Genomic DNA, 16079 nt, shown 5'->3' on the forward strand with positions numbered 1-16079 from the left:
GCCTATTCCCAATCACTGGGACGATAGGGTGGGCGTCGCAAGGAGGCGACCATGACGAACTCAGTCAGCGCCGCTGCCAGAGCCGCAGACCAGCCGACGAACGAAGCGAGAACACCGCGTCCGCGCTCCCCGCGCCCTGCGGTGATCTACTTCTTCGGCGCCCTCGGCGGCATTCTGTTCGGCTACGAAACAGGCGTCATCGCGGGCGCCCTGACCTACATCCAGAAGACACCGGGCTTCCCCGCCAGCGCCGTCACCACGGGGCTGATCGTCGGTGGCATCGCGGGCGGCGCCGTGTTCGGCGCCCTTGTCGCCGGGCGGCTCGCCGACCGCTTCGGCCGCCGACCCGTGATCTTCGTGATCGGCCTGATCTACATCGTCGGCTCCCTCGCCTGCGCGGTGGCCCAGAGCAACGCCTGGCTCATCGCCGCCCGGATCTTCCTGGGGCTCGCGGTGGGCGGCTCTTCCTCCCTGGTGCCGGTCTATCTGTCGGAGATGGCGCCGGCCCGCACCCGGGGCCGGCTCGCCGGACTGAACCAGCTGATGATCGTGACCGGGCTGCTGCTCGGCTATCTCACCAACCTCGCCCTGTCCGGCAGCGGTGACTGGCGGACGATGCTGGCCACGGGAGCCGCCCCGGCCGTCGTCCTGATCGCGGGGCTGAAGCTGCTGCCGGAGAGCCCCCGCTGGCTGATCCTCCACGGCCGCGAAGAGGAAGCACGGGCGCTGCTCGCCGGCACCCGCTCGGCCGAGGAGGCGGACCGCGATATCGCGGCCATCCGCGAGGTGACCACGCACACCCCGCACCGCCGCGAACTGCTGGCCGACTGGATCCGGCCGGCGATGATCATCGGCATCGGCATCCCGATCCTGACCCAGTACACCGGGCTCAACATCGTCACCTACTACGCTCCCACGATCTTCGAGAGCCTTGGCCTGCCGCATGAGAACGCCCTCTACTTCACGATCATCCTGGGCACCGTGAAGGTCCTCTCCGTCATGGTCGGCCTTCAGCTGATCGACCGGCTCGGCCGCCGCTTCCTGTTCCTCGCCGGAAGCGCGGCGATGGCCGCGAGCATGAGCTGGATGGCGTACGAGGCCTCGCACGGCGACGCCATGAGTCCGGGCGCCATGCTCACCGCGATGAGCATCATGTTCGTCAGCTACTCCCTGACGTGGGGGCCGGTGAACTGGGTGGTCCTCGGCGAGATCTTCCCGCTGCGGGTCCGGGGCGCGGCGATGGGTGTCGCCGGCATGGTCACCTGGCTGGCCACCCTCGGCATCACCTTCGGCTTCCCCGTCATGCGTGACGCCTGGGGCCTGACCAACACCATGATCTTCTTCGTCGGCGGCAACGTCCTCGGCCTCCTCTTCTGCAAGTTCTTCGTGCACGAGACCCGGGGCCGCACCCTGGAGGAGATCGAGGAAGACTTGCGCGAGCGGTACGACCGCAAGCAGCAGGACAAGAGCGCTCAGAGCGAGAACGGAAGCACCTCATGAACCACCCCCTCGATCCCAAGGCCGGGCACAGCGGCGGCCCGCCCCGCGGATACGGCCTGCTGCGCGGGCGGACGGCGCTGGTCACCGGGGGCGCCCGCAACATCGGTCGGGGTATCGCCCTGCGCTTCGCCGCCGAGGGCGCACGGGTCGTGGTCGCGGACACCGCGGCCGACGCGGCGGACGCCACAGTGGAACACATCCGCGCGAGTGGCGGAGACGCCCTCGCCGTCGTCACCGACCTGTGCACGGCAGCCGGCGCCGAAGAGGCGTTCGCCGCCGCCGAGAGCCACTTCGGCCTCGTCGACACCCTCGTGAACAACGCCTACGCACGCGTGGACGCGCGCGCCTTCGGCCCCTTCCTGCGGCTCACCGGGGAGGTGTGGGACGAGTTCCACCGGGTCAATCTGGGGCTGCTGTTCCACCCGACCCACCGCATGGCCAGGGCGCTCGCCGACGCGGAAAAGCCCGGCACCGTGGTCAACATCAGCTCCCACGCCGCCGCCCGCGCCCACCGCAACCACATCCCCTACGACACGGTCAAGGGCGGTGTGGACTCCTTCACCCGGGCCGTCGCCGTCGACCTCGCCCCCTGGAACATCCGGGTCAACGCGCTGCGCCCCGGCTCCGTTGAGGTCGACACCAGCGACCCCGACCCGCAGGCCCGCCACTTCCGGGCCGCGCAGATCCCCCTGAACCGCGAGGGAACCCCCGACGACATCGCCACCAGCGCGGTCTATCTCGCCTCCGACCTGTCGCAGTGGGTCACCGGGCAGGTCTTCAACGTCGACGGCGGCATGGCGGCACAGGCCCGTCCGCCGCAGACCGAGAACGGCCCGGTGTGGACACCCCGGAACATCGACGACTACGACGCCACCCTGGAAAGGCGGGCATGAGCACACGAACCGTCGTCACCGAAGTCGAGACCTTCCCCCTCGAGGCGCAGCTGCCGGACGGCGGCTACGGCGCCTCGAAGGTCCGGCTGCCGGTACGCGTCGCCACCCTGGTGAAGGTCACCACCTCGGACGGCGCCGTCGGCTGGGGCGAGTCCTTCGGCCCGCCGCGGCTGATCGCCCCGTTCCTCGCCGACCAGGCCCAGGCGCTGGTGGGGCAGCCCTCCGACATCCGGGAGGACCGCATCCTGGACCGGCTCTCCCTCGGCTACCACCTCACCGCCGGTGGCCCTCATGTGGCGGCCGCCAGCGGTATCGACATCGCGCTCTGGGACGCGCAGGCCCGCGCGTTCGGCGTACCGGTGGCCCACCTTCTGGGTGGCCGGCTCCACGAACGGGTCGACGCGTACGCCTCCTCCGGCTATGTCACGGCCACCCGCGACCCCGGCGAATTCCGGGACACGATGGCCGCCCACGCCGCCGAGGGCTTCACCGCCGTCAAGATCAAGATCGGGCTGACGCCGGATGAGGACCGGCAGCGTACGGCCGCCGCCCGCGCGGCCATGGGCGACGACGGCCTGGTGATCGTCGACTACAACGCCAACTGCACCGTCGCGACCGTCCGCCGCTCCCTGGCCCGGATACGGGACCTCGACCCGTACTGGGTGGAGGAGCCGCTGCCGCCCGAAGACAGCGTCGGCTGGCGCGAGTTGCGCGATGTGCATCTACCGCTCTCCGGTGGCGAAGCCCTCTACACCCGCTACGGCTTCCGCGACCCCATCGCCGAGCACCGCTTCGATATCGTCCAGCCCGACCTGGCCAAATGCGGCGGCTTCACCGAGGCCCAGGCCATCCGCCAGCTCGCCGCGGCCTTCAACCTGCGGCTGTCGCCGCACTGCTGGGGCACCGGGGTCGCCCAGGCCGCGACGCTCCAGTTGCTGTCGGCGACACCCCGGGCGCCCTTCGGCATGGCCGGCGGAGAGCCGCTGATCTTCGAATTCGACCGGGGCGAGAACCCGCTGCGTGAGGGCGTCCTCGCAACGCCTCTCACACCGGAGAACGGCACCGTGGCCATCCCTGACGGCCCCGGTATCGGGGTCACCGTCGACGAGGAATGGGTACGCGCCCGCCGGCTGGAGGACCACAGCGTCCTGGTCCGGGCGCACTGACCTTCATGGCCCCGTGCCGCGGGCCGGCGCTCAGCGCCGTACGTGGCCGAGGCCCGCTGAGATCTCGGCGGCCGCCTCGGCCACCAGCGGACCGACTTCACCCAGGATCCGTTCCATGCGCTCCGCCACTCCGGCGACGCTGATCGCCGCGACGGGCATACCGGTGTGGTCGTAAACAGCGGCCCCACAGCAGCAACTGGACTCGTCGAACTCCCGCCGGTCCTCCGACCAGCCGCGGTCCCGCGTCTCCTGGAGGATCTTCCGCAGATCGCCGACCGAGTCCTCATCCACCGGGGACTCGCCCGACGCCACGAGCTCCGCCAGCTTCTCCTCCAGCGCCTGCTCCGGAAGAGCCGCCAGGTAGGCCCGCCCCAGCGAGGTGCAGTGCAGTGGCCGCCCCGCCCCCAGTTCGCTCGTCACCGCCACCGGGCGCGGACCGCGCTCGCGATGGACGAACACCATGTTCACACCGTTCGGCACCCCGAGGCTGGCCGTCTCCCGGGTCTCCCGCATCAGCCGGGAGATGATCGGCATCGCCGTGGCGGTCAGATCCGTCGAGCTCACCGCGGCGGAGGCCAGTCGCGTGGCCGAGGGTCCGAGCCGCAACAGCCCGCTCCCCTGCTCCACGGCGAGCCAGCCGCCCTCGACAAGGCGGTCGACCAGCCGGTAGGCGGTGCTGCGGCTGAGCCCCAGCGTCGCGGCGAGGTCCTGGGTGGAGCATGTGCGGGCCACAGCCATGTGGTCGAGGATGGCCAGACCGCGGTCCAGAGCGCCGGAGCCCGGCCCGAGAACAGAGGAGGTGGTGGCGGGCGAGGTCATACAGCCTCCGTGAGTGAAACGCGGTGTCAATCAATGAGACTACATCGCGGAGCGCCGCCGTTCGACCGTCCGCCGTTCGACCCCTCCGATGCAGACCCCCGCCCGGGCGCCGCCGTCGCCCGGAGCCCTGGCCGGAAGGGATACGAGGTCACCCTCGCCCCCGCGACCAGGGCCGACTCGACACGCCTATTTGGTGAAGAATCCTATGTAGGACGAGACGAGGGCGGAAACCAGCCAGTAAAGCCCGTAGGCGATCCCGATGATGATCAGCACCGCCAGGGCGTTGTCTATCTTTCCCACCAGTGTGGACGGAGTTCGGGGCTCCAGGTCATGTGAGCTCATCTGTGAAACATACGACAAGAACGCGGCACGTGTGGCCGCTTGTTAAGGTTTCCGCGGCCACCGGTTCATCTGACCCGGTGTCGGCTCGGCCGGCGACGGACTCAGGGAGCGGTGACGACCGCGCCACCGCCGGCTCCGGCGGTGATCCGGCCGGGGCACAGTCCCCGTGCGGCGAGGCCGCTGAGGATCTGCGGCACGGCGCCGACGGTGGTCTGGTAACCACCGTCGTGCATGAGGATGATGCTGCCCGCCCGCATGGTGGCGGCGGCCTGGACGATCTGCTGGGTGCTGGCGCCGTTCCAGTCCTGGGAATCCACGCTCCACAGGACCTCGGTCAGCCCGAGACGGGCCGCGTCCGCCTTGACCTGCGCATTGGTCTCCCCGTAAGGCGGCCGGAAGAGGGTGGGGGACTGTCCGGTGATGCGCTTGATGGTGTTCTGGGCGGTGGCGATCTCGTTGTACGCGGCCGGTTCGCCGATCTGGGTGAGGTGGGCGTGGGTGGCGGTGTGGTTGGCGATCCACATGCCCGCCGCCTGCTCGGCCTTGAGCAGGTCCGGGTACTGCTCGGCGTGCTGCCCCCAGATGAAGAAGGTGGCCTTGACCCCGCCTGCCCGCAGAGCGTTGAGCAGGGCCTGCGTCGATGCGGGGTTCGGCCCGTCGTCGTACGTCAGACCCACGTACCCGTTGGGGCAGTTGGCCCAGGCCGCGTCGGTGCGTGCCTCCCCGGGCGTGGCCGCCAGGGAGGCCGTCGCCGGGGATACAGCCACCGAGAACGCCGCCATCGCGGCGGTGGCCGCGGCGATGAGCGCGATCCGTAAGCAGTTGCGCGCGTTTCCGAGCATTCTTCCTCCTTGAGCGCGGGTTCGGGCGAGGGGCGGTGTTACGCGGTCGGAGTATGCTGCGAGACCGATACAACGTCAACGCTTCCTTCCGGAATTATTCCGGAAGGAACTCGCCTCCTCGCTTTCGCCGATGACCTTCTGAACTGTGTGTTCTCAGCATGGGTCAGAGGCACCCGGTAGCGATGAGGATCTTGAGGTGGACCGGCCCGAAAAATTTCCGGTAATCCGCTGCGCCGGTGCGCATTGCTCACGGCCGCCGTGCGGAGCGCTCATGCGAATGTCACCTCGGCGGTGGCGTGCCGTGCCTCCCGGTGGGTGGCGATGCGGAGCTCGGCCCGCCCGTCGGCGGCCGTGCCGTCGGCCAGGATGCGCTCACCGGCGAAGACCGGTCGCCACAGCCGGTAGGACAGGGCACGTACACGCCGCTCGGGGGCGTTGCCGCGGACCAGTTCGAGCATGAGCAGGGCCAGCAGGGGGCCGTGGACGACGAGGCCCGGATAGCCCTCCGTGTCACGGCAGTACGGGGCGTCGTAGTGGATGCGGTGCGCGTTGGCGGTCAGGGCGCTGAACCGGAACAGCAGCGTGGGGTCCGGTTGCAGGCTCAGCCGCCACGGGCCCTCGGCCGTGGCGGTGGCCCGGTCGTCGAGTGCGGTCGGATGCTGTCCGCCGGGGCCGCGGCCCGAGCGGTAGACGATGTCCTGTTCCTCGACCACGCACAGGCGGCCGGACTGCCGGAACTCCTGGCGCTCGGTGATGAACAGCAGCTCGCCGGTGCGGCCCTGCTTGGGCGTCACCGAGCGCAGGCTGCTGACGCGTTCGGTGGGCTCGCCGAGGCGCAGCGGTTCGCTGATCTCGCAGCGTCCCCCGGCGAACATGCGCTGCCGGTCGGGGATGGGCGGCAGGAAGCGGGCGTCGCGCAGATGGCCATCGGCGCCCAGTTCGTGCTGGGCGGGCCAGTGCAGGAAGTAGAACCACTGCCACAGGGGTGGCAGCGGATCCCCGGTTCCGGCGACCGTGTCGGACAGATCGAGAAGTGCGGACACGGCGCTGACCGGACCCGGGTTCAGGGGGTCCCCGTCGGTGGCCGGGGCGGGGCGCCACGAGGTGACGTAGGAGCCGATCGGGGGCGGGGTGGCTGGCATGGTCTGTCCTTGCGTGCGGCTCGGCGGCCCTCAGGTGAGCGGGGCCTGGCGGGTGAGCGGCGCGGTTTCCGGCTCCGCCAGGAACGACGCCACGATCGCCCCGGCCGCCGGGCGGCACTCTTCGAAATATCCATGCCGGGCGCCCTCGAAGATATGGGTACGCGCCCGGGGAATGCGGGCGGCGAGCAGCGGTGCGTTCGCGGCGGGGGTGAGCCGGTCCTCCGCTCCGTGCAGGATCAGCGTGGGCGCGCTGATCAGCGGGAGTGCGTCCCAGGCGTCGTGTTCGTTGCTGGCCACCAGGTGGCGCCGCCGGGCGTGCGGCGGCATGGCGGGGTCGCCGAGGGTCGTATAGGGCCCGGGGTGTCCGGACCGCCAGGTCGGGGTGTACATGAGGTCGGTCAGCGCTTCCCTCGCCGCCCGCGCGTCGGCCTGGGCCAGGGAGCGCCGCACCGCCATATCGCGTTCCTGCGCCTGGGGCCCGCCGGGTGAGGTGCAGCCGAGGACGAGCCGCCGGATCCGGTCCGGATGGCGGGCGGCGACCCACTGGGCGACCCGCCCGCCCATGGAGGTCCCGTACAGGTCGGCGCGCTCGATCCCCAAGTGGTCGAGGACGGCGATCACATCGTCGGCGAAGCCCGGTGTCGAGTAGGGCTCATCGGGTTTGCCGCTCTCCCCCGTGCCACGCCAGTCCATGGTGAGGGTGGTGTGCGTGGCGTGGAAGTCCGCGCGTTGCCCGTCCCACCAGTGGTGGTTGTTCGCCTGGCCCGCCAGGAGCACCAGCGGCCGTCCGGTGCCCTGGCGCTGATAGGCGAGGAGGGTGCCGTCCAGTGCGCGGGCGTGGCCGTTCGGCTGGTGGCCGTCGGTGGGTGTCATGCGGGTTTCTTGCCTTTCCTCGTTGAGCTGTCCGGTTCTCACCGGGGTGTCCGGCGAGCTGTTCCCCGGCCCGCGCGTCATATGTCGTCGGTGCGGGCGATCTGCGCGTGCGGTTGCGCGGAGGGCCATCGCCCCTGCTGCACGGCCGAGGCGATATGGCGGACCAGCTCCCGGGCGACGACCTCGGCCGCGGGTGGTGTCCGCCCGTTGGGTGGTGTGGCCAGGACGATCGAGCGCCATACGTCCGGGTCGCACAGCGGGGCCGCGCTGAGCGTGCCATCGGCCACGTCCTCGGCGATGCCCACCCCCGGCAGGATGGTCCAGCCGTGGCCGGCCCGGACGAGCTGTTTCTGCAGCCGCATGGAGTTGGTCTGCACGACGATGTCCATCTCGACCGCGGCCCGGCCGGCGGCCCCGTCGATCAGGCTGCGCAGGGCGTGTCCGGCCGCGGGCATGACCAACGGATGCTCGGCGACCCGCGCGAGGGGGACGGGGCGCTCGCCGCGCAGCCCGTCGGACGGGGGCGCGACCACCCACAGACGCTCGCGCACCAGGGGGCGGACGTTCAGCGACGGGGTGCCGGCCAGGTTGTAGAGCAGCGTCAGGTCGAGGTCACCGCCGTCCAGCCACTGCTGGAGGTGTCCGGAGTACGCGGTCATCAGGCGCAGCTCGATCCCGGGATGGTCGCGGGCGAGCGCGGACACCAGTGGCTCCGCCAGCAGCTCGGTGGTGCTCTCCAGCAGGCCCACGGTGACGATGCCGGTCACCACGCCCGGGGTCGGCTGGACCTCGGCACGGGCGCGCTCCAGTTCGTTCAGGGCCCGGCGGGCGCGGTCGACCATGATGGCGCCGGCCTCGGTCGGCCGCATGCCCTGCCGGGTCCGCTCGAAGAGGGCGACGCCCAGCTCCTGCTCCAGGGTGCGGATCTGCCGGGTGACCGCGGGCTGCACCAGATGCAGCAGCTCCGCGGCGCGGGTGACGCTGCCGACCTCGGCGACCGTGACGAGTGCCTTGAGTTGTTTGACGTCCACCGCCCGCGCTCCCTGCCATTCTGACCCGGCATGGCCGCATCACAGATTGTTATTACACGAACAACATCATGAGTGTCCATGATGACAAGTCCTGGTCAGTCAGTTGTCTGGAGGTCGCCCATGACCGAGCCGCCGCTCTCCGGCATCACCGTCGTCAGCGTCGAGCAGGCGGTGGCGGCCCCGAGGCCGGGACATCCTGGAGCGGCTGCTGGGCGAGGCCGATGTGTTCGATGGAACTGCTGGACTCGGCGGGCTGGGACACAGCGCCGCCGATATCGACACCCTCCGGGCCGAGGGCGTCATCTGAACCGTCCGCCCGCACACACCCCGTCTTCCAGGAGCCTCACAGCATGAGCACCCTCGATATCCTCTCCGAGGACGAGCAGTTCATCGTCAGTACGGTGCGCGACTTCGTCGACAGGGACGTCAAACCGGTCGTCCAGGCGCTCGAACACGCCAACACCTACCCCGAGGCCCTGATCGAGCGGATGAAACGGCTCGGCGTCTTCGGGCTCGCCGTCCCCGAGGAGTACGGCGGCACCCCCGTCTCCACCCCCTGCTACGTCCTGATCACCGAAGAACTCGCCCGCGGCTGGATGAGCCTGGCGGGCGCGATGGGCGGCCACACCGTCGTCGCCAAGCTGCTGCTGCACTTCGGCACCGAGGAGCAGAAGCGCCACTATCTGCCGAAGATGGCCACCGGCGAGATCCGGGCCACCATGGCGCTCACCGAGCCGGGCGGCGGCTCCGATCTGCAGGCCATGCGCACTGTCGCCCGCAGGGAGGCGGATGGCTATGTGGTCAGCGGTTCGAAGACCTGGATCACCAACTCCCGCCGCTCCCGGCTGATCGCCCTGCTGTGCAAGACCGACCCCGATGCCGCCCCCGCGCACCAGGGCATCTCCATCCTGCTGGCCGAGCACGGGCCCGGGCTGACGGTCTCCCGCGATCTGCCCAAGCTCGGCTACAAGGGCGTGGAGAGCTGTGAGCTCTCCTTCGACGGCTACCGGGCACCGGCCGACGCCGTGCTCGGCGGTGTCGAGGGCAAGGGGTTCGCCCAGATGATGAAGGGGCTGGAGACCGGCAGGCTCCAGGTCGCCGCCCGTGCGCTCGGGGTCGGCCGGGCAGCGTTCGAGGACGCGCTGGCCTACGCACAGGAGCGCGAGTCGTTCGGCACACCGATCTGGAAACACCAGTCGATCGGTAACTACCTCGCCGACATGGCCACCTCGCTGACCGCGGCACGCCAGCTCACCCTGTACGCGGCGCGCGAGGCCGATGCGGGCCGGCGCGTGGACATGGAGGCGGGCATGGCGAAGCTGTTCGCCTCCGAGACCGCCATGCAGATCGCGCTCAACGCCGTCCGCATCCACGGTGGTTACGGCTACTCCACCGAGTTCGACGTGGAGCGCTACTTCCGCGACGCACCCCTGATGATCGTCGGTGAGGGCACCAACGAGATTCAGCGCAACGTCATCGCGGCTCAGCTCGTCAAGCGAGGGGGGCTGGGATGAGGATCGCCGGCCTGCTCTCGGAGGTGGCGCTCGCCCGGGCCGCCGTCCTCGGCCCGGGCGAGCGCTGTATCAAGGGGCGGTGAAGCGATACGAGCCGGAGCCCACGCCGTAGACGGCGCAGCCGTCGTCGAGGCGCAGGAAGGTCGCCCCGGCGTGGCTGATCCTGGACGCGGCGCGGGAGGTGGCGGCGGGCAGCCATACCTCGGCGGTCGTATTGACCGGCACGGACACGTCCAGAGTGAACGCGCCGTCGCTCGCCCGCGTCCACCGTGTGGTGATCGGGCCGTAGAGAGAGTCGTAGCGTCCGTTCGCCTCGTGTACGTCACCGCCGGGGCGGGGCCGGATGACGATGCCGCGGAAGCCGGGCTCGCCCATTCCGATGCCGGTGATGTTCTGGTACATCCACTCGCCGACCGAGCCGTAGGCGTAGTGGTTGAACGAGTTCATGCCGGGGTCCTGGAAGCTCCCGTCGGGTCTGAGGGAGTCCCAGCGCTCCCACATCGTCGTCGAGCCCCGGTCGATCTGGTATCCCCAGGAGGGGAACGTCCGCTGTTCCAGCAGTTGGTAGGCGACGTCGGTGTGGCCGGTGGCGGTGAGCGTGGGCAGCAGGCGCGGAGTGCCGAGGAAGCCGGTGGACAGATGCCGGTCCTTGCTCCGGATCAGCTCGACGAGCCGGTCGGCGGCGGGTGTTCGCGCGCTGTCCGGCAGCAGGTCCATGGACAGCGCCAGAACGTATGCCGTCTGGGTGTTGCCCTTGATGGTGCCGTCGGCGGACACATACGCCCGGTTGAACGCCTCGCGGATCTTCGCGGCCAGCGTGTCGTACGGCGCGGGGTCGTGGCCAAGCACCCGGGCGGCCTTGGCCACCAGCTGTGTGCTGTGCGCGAAGTAGGCGGTGGCGATGACGTCCTTGGGGGTCTCGTCGTCCACGTTGAGCCAGTCGCCGTATCCTTCGGCGGGCCGCAGATACCCGCTGCTGTGCTGCTCCAGATATGTGATCCAGGCGCGCATCGCGGGGAAGTTGTCCGCCAGTACCTGCCGGTCCCCGTATGCCTGGTAGAGGTTCCACGGCACGGTGACGCCGGCATCGCCCCAGCCGGCCGTGCCCTCCCCGAGGTTGCCGATGCGGGGCGCGACATCGGGGAACGCCCCGGCGTCGGACTGCCCGTCGCGCATGTCTCGGAGCCACTTGGCGAGGAAGCGGGCGGATTCCATGGTGTAGGCGGCGGTGGCGGAGAAGACGTTGATGTCCCCCGTCCACCCCAGCCGTTCGTCGCGGGCCGGAGTGTCGGTGGGGATGGACAGGAAGTTGCCCCGCTGGCCCCAGGTGATGTTGCGGTGCAGCTGGTTGAGCATCGGCACATCGGTCGTGAACGACATGGTGAAGGGGGCTCCGGTGTGCATGACGCGCCCGGTGACGGCCTTGGTGTCCGGGGTGCCGGGGTAGCCGGTGACCTCGACATAGCGGAAGCCGTGGAAGGTGAAGCGCGGTTCGAACGTCTCCGTCCCCGAGCCCTTCAGGGTGTACGAGTCGGTCGCCTGGGCGGTGCGCAGATTGGCGGTGTAGAGCATGCCGTCCTTGTCCAGGACCTCGGCGTGGCGCAGCCGCACGGTCCGCCCGGCCTCGCCACGGACCCGCAGCCGCACCGAGCCCACCATGTTCTGGCCCAGGTCGAAGACGTACACACCGGGCTTGGGCTCGGTGACGCGGACGGCGGCCAGCTCCCTCGCCACCCGGATCGGGGCATCCGCCTGGGCCACCACGGACACGGCGGATGTGGTGTCGGCCGGTACGGCGTCGACGGATTTCCAGAGGGCGTCGTCGAACGCGGCAGAGGACCAGCCGGCCACTTCCAGTCGGGCGTCGTACTCCTCCCCGGCCATCAGGTCAGCCGTCAGGATCGGGCCCGTGGCGCAGCGCCAGTCCGCGTCGGTGGTGATGCGGTCGGCGCTGCCGTCGGCGTACGTGACCTCGAGCTCCGCCCGCAGGGCGGGCCGCTCGCCGTACTGCTCCTGCCCGAACCAGGCGACGCTGCCGGAGTACCAGCCGGACGCGAGGATCACACCGATGGCGTTGGCGCCGCGCCGGAGCAGATCGGTGACGTCGTACGTCTGGTACTGGACGCGCTTGCGGTAGTCGGTCCAGCCGGGGGCCAGCTGGTCCCGGCCGACGCGGTGGCCGTTGATCTCGGCCTCGTAAAGACCGAGTGCCGTCGAGTACAGCCGCGCCCGCGCGACGGGCTTCGCGGCGAGCCGGAAGTCGCGGCGTACCAGGGCGGGCCGCTGTGCCGCCCGCACCCTGCCCCACGGCCCGCCGCCCCATGGGGCGAGCACCTTGGCGGCGGGCCAGCCGCCGTCGTCGTATCCGGGCAGATGCCAGTCACCGGACGGCTCCGCGTCGGTGGCCTTCCAGGTGGCGGAGGTGGTGAGGGAACGGACACCGTCCGCATCGGTCAGCTCCAGGACGCCCAGCAGTCCGGCGGGGCTCGACGAGGCGTTGACCGCGGCGACGGCGATGGTGTTGGCCCCTTCGCGGAGCAGGGCGGTGACATCGACGACCACCGGATGGCGCCAGTTCTCCTGGACGGGAGCGCGCCCCCCGATCTCGGTGCCGTTGACCCACGCGGTGAACCCGTCGTCGGCGACCAGTGCCAGACGGGCGAGCCGCACACTTCCGGACACGTCGAGGGAGCCCCGGAAGTACCGGGTCCCGGCGGGCGCGCCGGCGGCCGGGTCGCCCTCGGGGTACCAGACCCAGTCGGCCTTGGCCAGGTCGGGGCCGCGGGTCACCGTGTCCGGCGCGGCGACCCACTTCGCCGCCCCCTGGTCCTCGGTGCCCAGCCCGGTCTCCCACCACGTGGGCTCGCTCCAGGGCGAGGGCTTGCCCTGGCCGTCCCAGACCCGGACCGCCCAGTGGTAACGGGTCCGGGCGCGCAGCTTCGGGCCGTCGTACGGGACCGACACGGACTGGCGGGAGCTCACCTTGCCGCTGTCCCAGACGTCCGGGGCGCCGATCCGGCCCGGGGAGGTCGCGACGCGCACCTGATACGCGCTCTGCGCTTGGTTGCGCCGGTCCGAGCCGAGCTGCCAGCTGAGGCGAGGATGCGGGGTGTCCAGACCGAGCGGGCGGTCGGCGTATTCCACGGTGGTCTTCTCGACCCGGAGCCCACCGTATCCGGGCTCGGCCGCCTCGGCTTTCCCGGTGGTTGCCGCGAGGGCGGTCAGGCCGGTGAGGGCGGGGCCCGCGGCGGTGGCGGTGCCGAGGAGGTTCCTTCTGCTGATCACATGCGTCTCCCGGGTGAGGAGGGCTTGGCAAGAGCAGGGCAGGCTGCACATATCCGAGATATGAAACGATTCAACAATGGGGCGCACTGCGGCTCACGCTCGCACACCCATGTGAGTACTACACGACAATGGTGGACACCTTTGACGCCCGGAGGCAGCGACGTTCACTGTCGCGTCAGAGTTGAATCGTGTCAATGCTTTGCACAGCGACTGGCCGGAAGCGACTGCGACCCGATGTCTCAGTGGGCTGAGACCCCTGCCTCCGGAGCGGATGCGGCCACCAGCGCCGACAGCAGGCCCGGGAAACGCTCTTCCATGTCGTCCGTGCGGAGCGTGTTCATCTTCGTCGTCCCGACGTAGTACTGCCGGATCACCCCCGCCTCCCGCAACACATTGAAGTGGTACGTCAGCGTGGACCGGGACACCGACACGTCGAAGGTGCCGCAGCTGATGTCCTCGTCGGCGCGGGCCAGTTGGGACACCACGGCGCGCCGCACCGGATCCACCAGGGCGTCCAACACCTGCTGCAACGAGACCTCCGCCATGGCAGGGTGCTCCACCGTCCGTGAAGAGGTGCGGGGGCGGGCCATGGTGACTCCTGGGGGCGACTTCTGCGTGTTCAGGTCATAGTACGACGTACGTCGAATGCCGATGAGCGTCAAATTTTGGCGGGCTCCCCGAGAGGCGGCGGCCCGCTTCCCCGGAGACGATGCGTTCATGGAGTCCCACTTCCCCGTGAGGCAAGTGGCGAGCGGCTGTGGACGCCGCGCTCCTCGTGCCACTTCCTCTGAAAGCTCATGGAATCCCAAAAAGCTCATGAAAGCTCATGAAAGGTGTGCACCATGACCACGCAGACTCCCGCCCGTCCCCTCGCCGGCCGCGTGGCGGTCGTCACCGGCGCCTCCAGTGGCATCGGCGAGGCGTCTGCCGAACACCTGGCCTGGCTGGGCGCCCGTGTCGCCGTCCTGGCCCGGCGCGCCGAGCGGCTGAACGACCTGGTCGCCCGGATCGAGAAGAACGGCGGCCAGGCCCTGGCCCTGACGGTCGACGTCACCGACACCGCGGCGGTACGGGCGGCCGCCGAGCAGGTGGCGACCGAGCTGGGCGGTGCCGATCTGCTGTTCAACAACGCGGGCGTCATGCTTCCCGCACCGATCGAGGAGCTGGCCACCGACCAGTGGCAGCGCCAGATCGACCTCAACATCACCGGCCTGATGAACACCATCGGCGCCTTCACCCCCCAGCTCGTCAAAGCCGCGAGGGAGCGCGGAGTGGCCGACCTGATCAACACCTCGTCGATCGCGGCCCAGGGCGTCTTTCCGAACTTCGCCGTCTACTCCGCCACCAAGGCATACGTCACCCACCTCTCCCGCCATCTGCGGGTCGAGCTGGGCCCCAAGAACGTACGCGTCTCAGCCATCGAGCCAGGCATCGTCGGCACGGAACTGCAGAACCACGTCACCGACGACGGAGCCCTCGCATGGCTGGAGAGCTCCAAAGAGACGGTGGAATGGCTCACCCCTCAGGACATCGCGCAGACCATCGGCTTCATCGCGAGCCTCCCGCCACGCGCCAACCTCCAGCAGGTCACCATCATGCCCACCGCCCAGACCAGCTGACCGCCACCGGTCGCGGGAGGAGACCCGGGTCAGCTCTCCCGGATCTGGTCCGCCACCGTGACGACAACGGTTCGGTCAGGGGGTGAGTACGTCCTGGGGCAGCAGCCCCTCCGCGCGCAGCTCCCGCCAGAAGTCCGCGGGCACGGGAGCCCTGAACTGCGCTGCCCCGTCGGCGACTTCGCCCGGTGAGCGCGCGCCGACGAGTACGCTCGCGACCGGGTCCGGCGCCGCCGAGAAGGCGAGGGCCGCGGCGCGCAGCGTGGTGCCGTGCCGCTCGGCCGCGGCGCGCATACGGCGGGCGCGGTCCAGCAGGTTCGGGGGGACGGCCGCGTAGTCGTACATCGCCCCCGGGCGGGGGTCGGCCAGCACCCCGGAGTTGTAGACGCCGCCGATGACCACGGATGTGCCGCGTTCCCGCGCCGCGGGCAGCAGGGCGGCGCCGGCGCGCTGGTCGAGGAGGGTGTAGCGGCCCGCACACAGCACGGCGTCGACGTCGGTGTCCCGGACGAAGCGGGTGAGCATTCCGGCCTGGTTCATCCCGGCGCCGATCGCGCCGATCACGCCCTCCCCGCGCAGCCGCTCCAGCTCCGGATAGCCCTCGCGGAAGGCCTGCTCGGCGTGGTCGTCGGGGTCGTGGAGGTAGACGATGTCGACCCGGTCGAGACCGAGGCGGTTCAGGCTGTCCTCGATCGAGCGGCGGACACCGGCCGCGCTGAAGTCCCAGACGCGGCGGTGGGCGGGGAGGCCGTCCCGGCCCGGCTCCGCGGGCTCCGGCAGGCGGCCGACCTTGGTGGAGATCACATAGCCGTCGCGGGCACGGGTGCGCAGGGCCCGGCCGAGGCGGCGCTCGGCCAGGCCGGCGCCGTAGTGGGGCGCGGTGTCGAAGTAGCGGATGCCCGCGTCCCACGCGGCGTCCACGGTGGCGTACGCCTGCTCGTCGCCGACCGGTGTGAACAGGTGGCCGATGGGCGCGGACCCGAAGGACAGCGCGGTGACCGGGACGCCGCTGCGGCCGAGTGTGCGGATGGGCGGAGCGACCGCCTGCCCGCCGGG

The 16079-nt window shown here is 70.5% G+C and carries 14 protein-coding genes; 5 read left to right on the top strand and 9 right to left on the bottom strand.

Features of this window, described 5'->3' with window-relative positions:
• Positions 1 to 51 precede the first annotated feature (51 nt).
• From ACWDSL_RS27420 to ACWDSL_RS27430, 3 genes are read left to right on the top strand one after another with little or no spacing between them, the layout of a single operon-like run.
• Positions 52 to 1500, top strand: coding sequence for a sugar porter family MFS transporter (locus tag ACWDSL_RS27420; protein WP_450489752.1), 1449 nt, complete (start codon positions 52 to 54; stop codon positions 1498 to 1500).
• Entirely contained in the window at positions 1497 to 2393 is an 897-nt protein-coding gene (locus tag ACWDSL_RS27425) for an SDR family NAD(P)-dependent oxidoreductase (RefSeq protein ID WP_450489754.1), read from the top strand. The genes ACWDSL_RS27420 and ACWDSL_RS27425 overlap by 4 nt, the downstream gene beginning before the upstream one ends.
• Positions 2390 to 3559, top strand: a complete 1170-nt coding sequence (locus ACWDSL_RS27430) for a mandelate racemase/muconate lactonizing enzyme family protein (RefSeq protein WP_450489756.1) — start codon at positions 2390 to 2392, stop codon at positions 3557 to 3559. Before ACWDSL_RS27425 ends, ACWDSL_RS27430 begins: the two co-directional genes overlap by 4 nt.
• A 30-nt stretch (positions 3560 to 3589) precedes the next feature.
• Here the strand turns inward: ACWDSL_RS27430 and ACWDSL_RS27435 are convergent, their stop codons facing one another.
• The 6 genes from ACWDSL_RS27435 to ACWDSL_RS27460 all read right to left on the bottom strand — a co-directional run bounded on the left by ACWDSL_RS27435 (position 3590) and on the right by ACWDSL_RS27460 (position 8608).
• The gene (locus ACWDSL_RS27435; protein WP_450489758.1) at positions 3590 to 4378 is read right to left on the bottom strand and encodes an IclR family transcriptional regulator; all 789 of its coding nucleotides are present in this window, start codon (positions 4376 to 4378) and stop codon (positions 3590 to 3592) included.
• Between the two features lie 186 nt (positions 4379 to 4564).
• Positions 4565 to 4720, bottom strand: a complete 156-nt coding sequence (locus tag ACWDSL_RS27440) for a hypothetical protein (RefSeq protein WP_450489760.1) — start codon at positions 4718 to 4720, stop codon at positions 4565 to 4567.
• A gap of 101 nt (positions 4721 to 4821) precedes the next feature.
• Positions 4822 to 5562, bottom strand: a complete 741-nt coding sequence (locus ACWDSL_RS27445) for a polysaccharide deacetylase family protein (RefSeq protein WP_450489762.1) — start codon at positions 5560 to 5562, stop codon at positions 4822 to 4824.
• A gap of 269 nt (positions 5563 to 5831) precedes the next feature.
• Positions 5832 to 6704 carry a hypothetical protein gene (locus ACWDSL_RS27450; RefSeq protein WP_450489764.1) on the bottom strand — a complete coding sequence of 291 codons (873 nt, stop codon included), beginning with the start codon at positions 6702 to 6704 and terminating at the stop codon, positions 5832 to 5834.
• A 30-nt stretch (positions 6705 to 6734) separates the two neighbouring features.
• Positions 6735 to 7577 (bottom strand): alpha/beta fold hydrolase, encoded by an 843-nt coding sequence (locus ACWDSL_RS27455; protein ID WP_450489766.1) that lies wholly within the window; start codon positions 7575 to 7577, stop codon positions 6735 to 6737.
• A gap of 77 nt (positions 7578 to 7654) precedes the next feature.
• Complete coding sequence (locus tag ACWDSL_RS27460; protein WP_450489768.1) at positions 7655 to 8608, bottom strand: LysR family transcriptional regulator; 954 nt, start codon at positions 8606 to 8608, stop codon at positions 7655 to 7657.
• A 350-nt stretch (positions 8609 to 8958) separates the two neighbouring features.
• On the opposite strand from ACWDSL_RS27460, the gene ACWDSL_RS27465 reads away from it, so the two are divergent.
• Positions 8959 to 10122: an acyl-CoA dehydrogenase family protein gene (locus ACWDSL_RS27465; protein WP_450489770.1), complete on the top strand. Its 1164-nt coding sequence runs from the start codon at positions 8959 to 8961 to the stop codon at positions 10120 to 10122.
• A 69-nt stretch (positions 10123 to 10191) separates the two neighbouring features.
• On the opposite strand, the gene ACWDSL_RS27470 is transcribed toward ACWDSL_RS27465, so the two are convergent.
• Together ACWDSL_RS27470 and ACWDSL_RS27475 are read right to left on the bottom strand one after the other, a co-directional pair.
• Complete coding sequence (locus ACWDSL_RS27470) at positions 10192 to 13407, bottom strand: alpha-L-rhamnosidase (RefSeq protein WP_450489772.1); 3216 nt, start codon at positions 13405 to 13407, stop codon at positions 10192 to 10194.
• 239 nt (positions 13408 to 13646) lie between these two features.
• Positions 13647 to 13997, bottom strand: a complete 351-nt coding sequence (locus ACWDSL_RS27475; RefSeq protein ID WP_450489774.1) for an ArsR/SmtB family transcription factor — start codon at positions 13995 to 13997, stop codon at positions 13647 to 13649.
• A gap of 252 nt (positions 13998 to 14249) precedes the next feature.
• Here ACWDSL_RS27475 and ACWDSL_RS27480 point away from each other — a divergent pair, with 252 nt between their 5' ends.
• The gene (locus ACWDSL_RS27480; protein ID WP_450489776.1) at positions 14250 to 15026 is read left to right on the top strand and encodes an SDR family oxidoreductase; all 777 of its coding nucleotides are present in this window, start codon (positions 14250 to 14252) and stop codon (positions 15024 to 15026) included.
• A gap of 75 nt (positions 15027 to 15101) precedes the next feature.
• On the opposite strand, the gene ACWDSL_RS27485 is transcribed toward ACWDSL_RS27480, so the two are convergent.
• Positions 15102 to 16052, bottom strand: coding sequence for an aldo/keto reductase (locus tag ACWDSL_RS27485; protein WP_450489778.1), 951 nt, complete (start codon positions 16050 to 16052; stop codon positions 15102 to 15104).
• Positions 16053 to 16079: the final 27 nt, after the last annotated feature.

This window comes from Streptomyces sp. NPDC000941 (assembly GCF_053599555.1).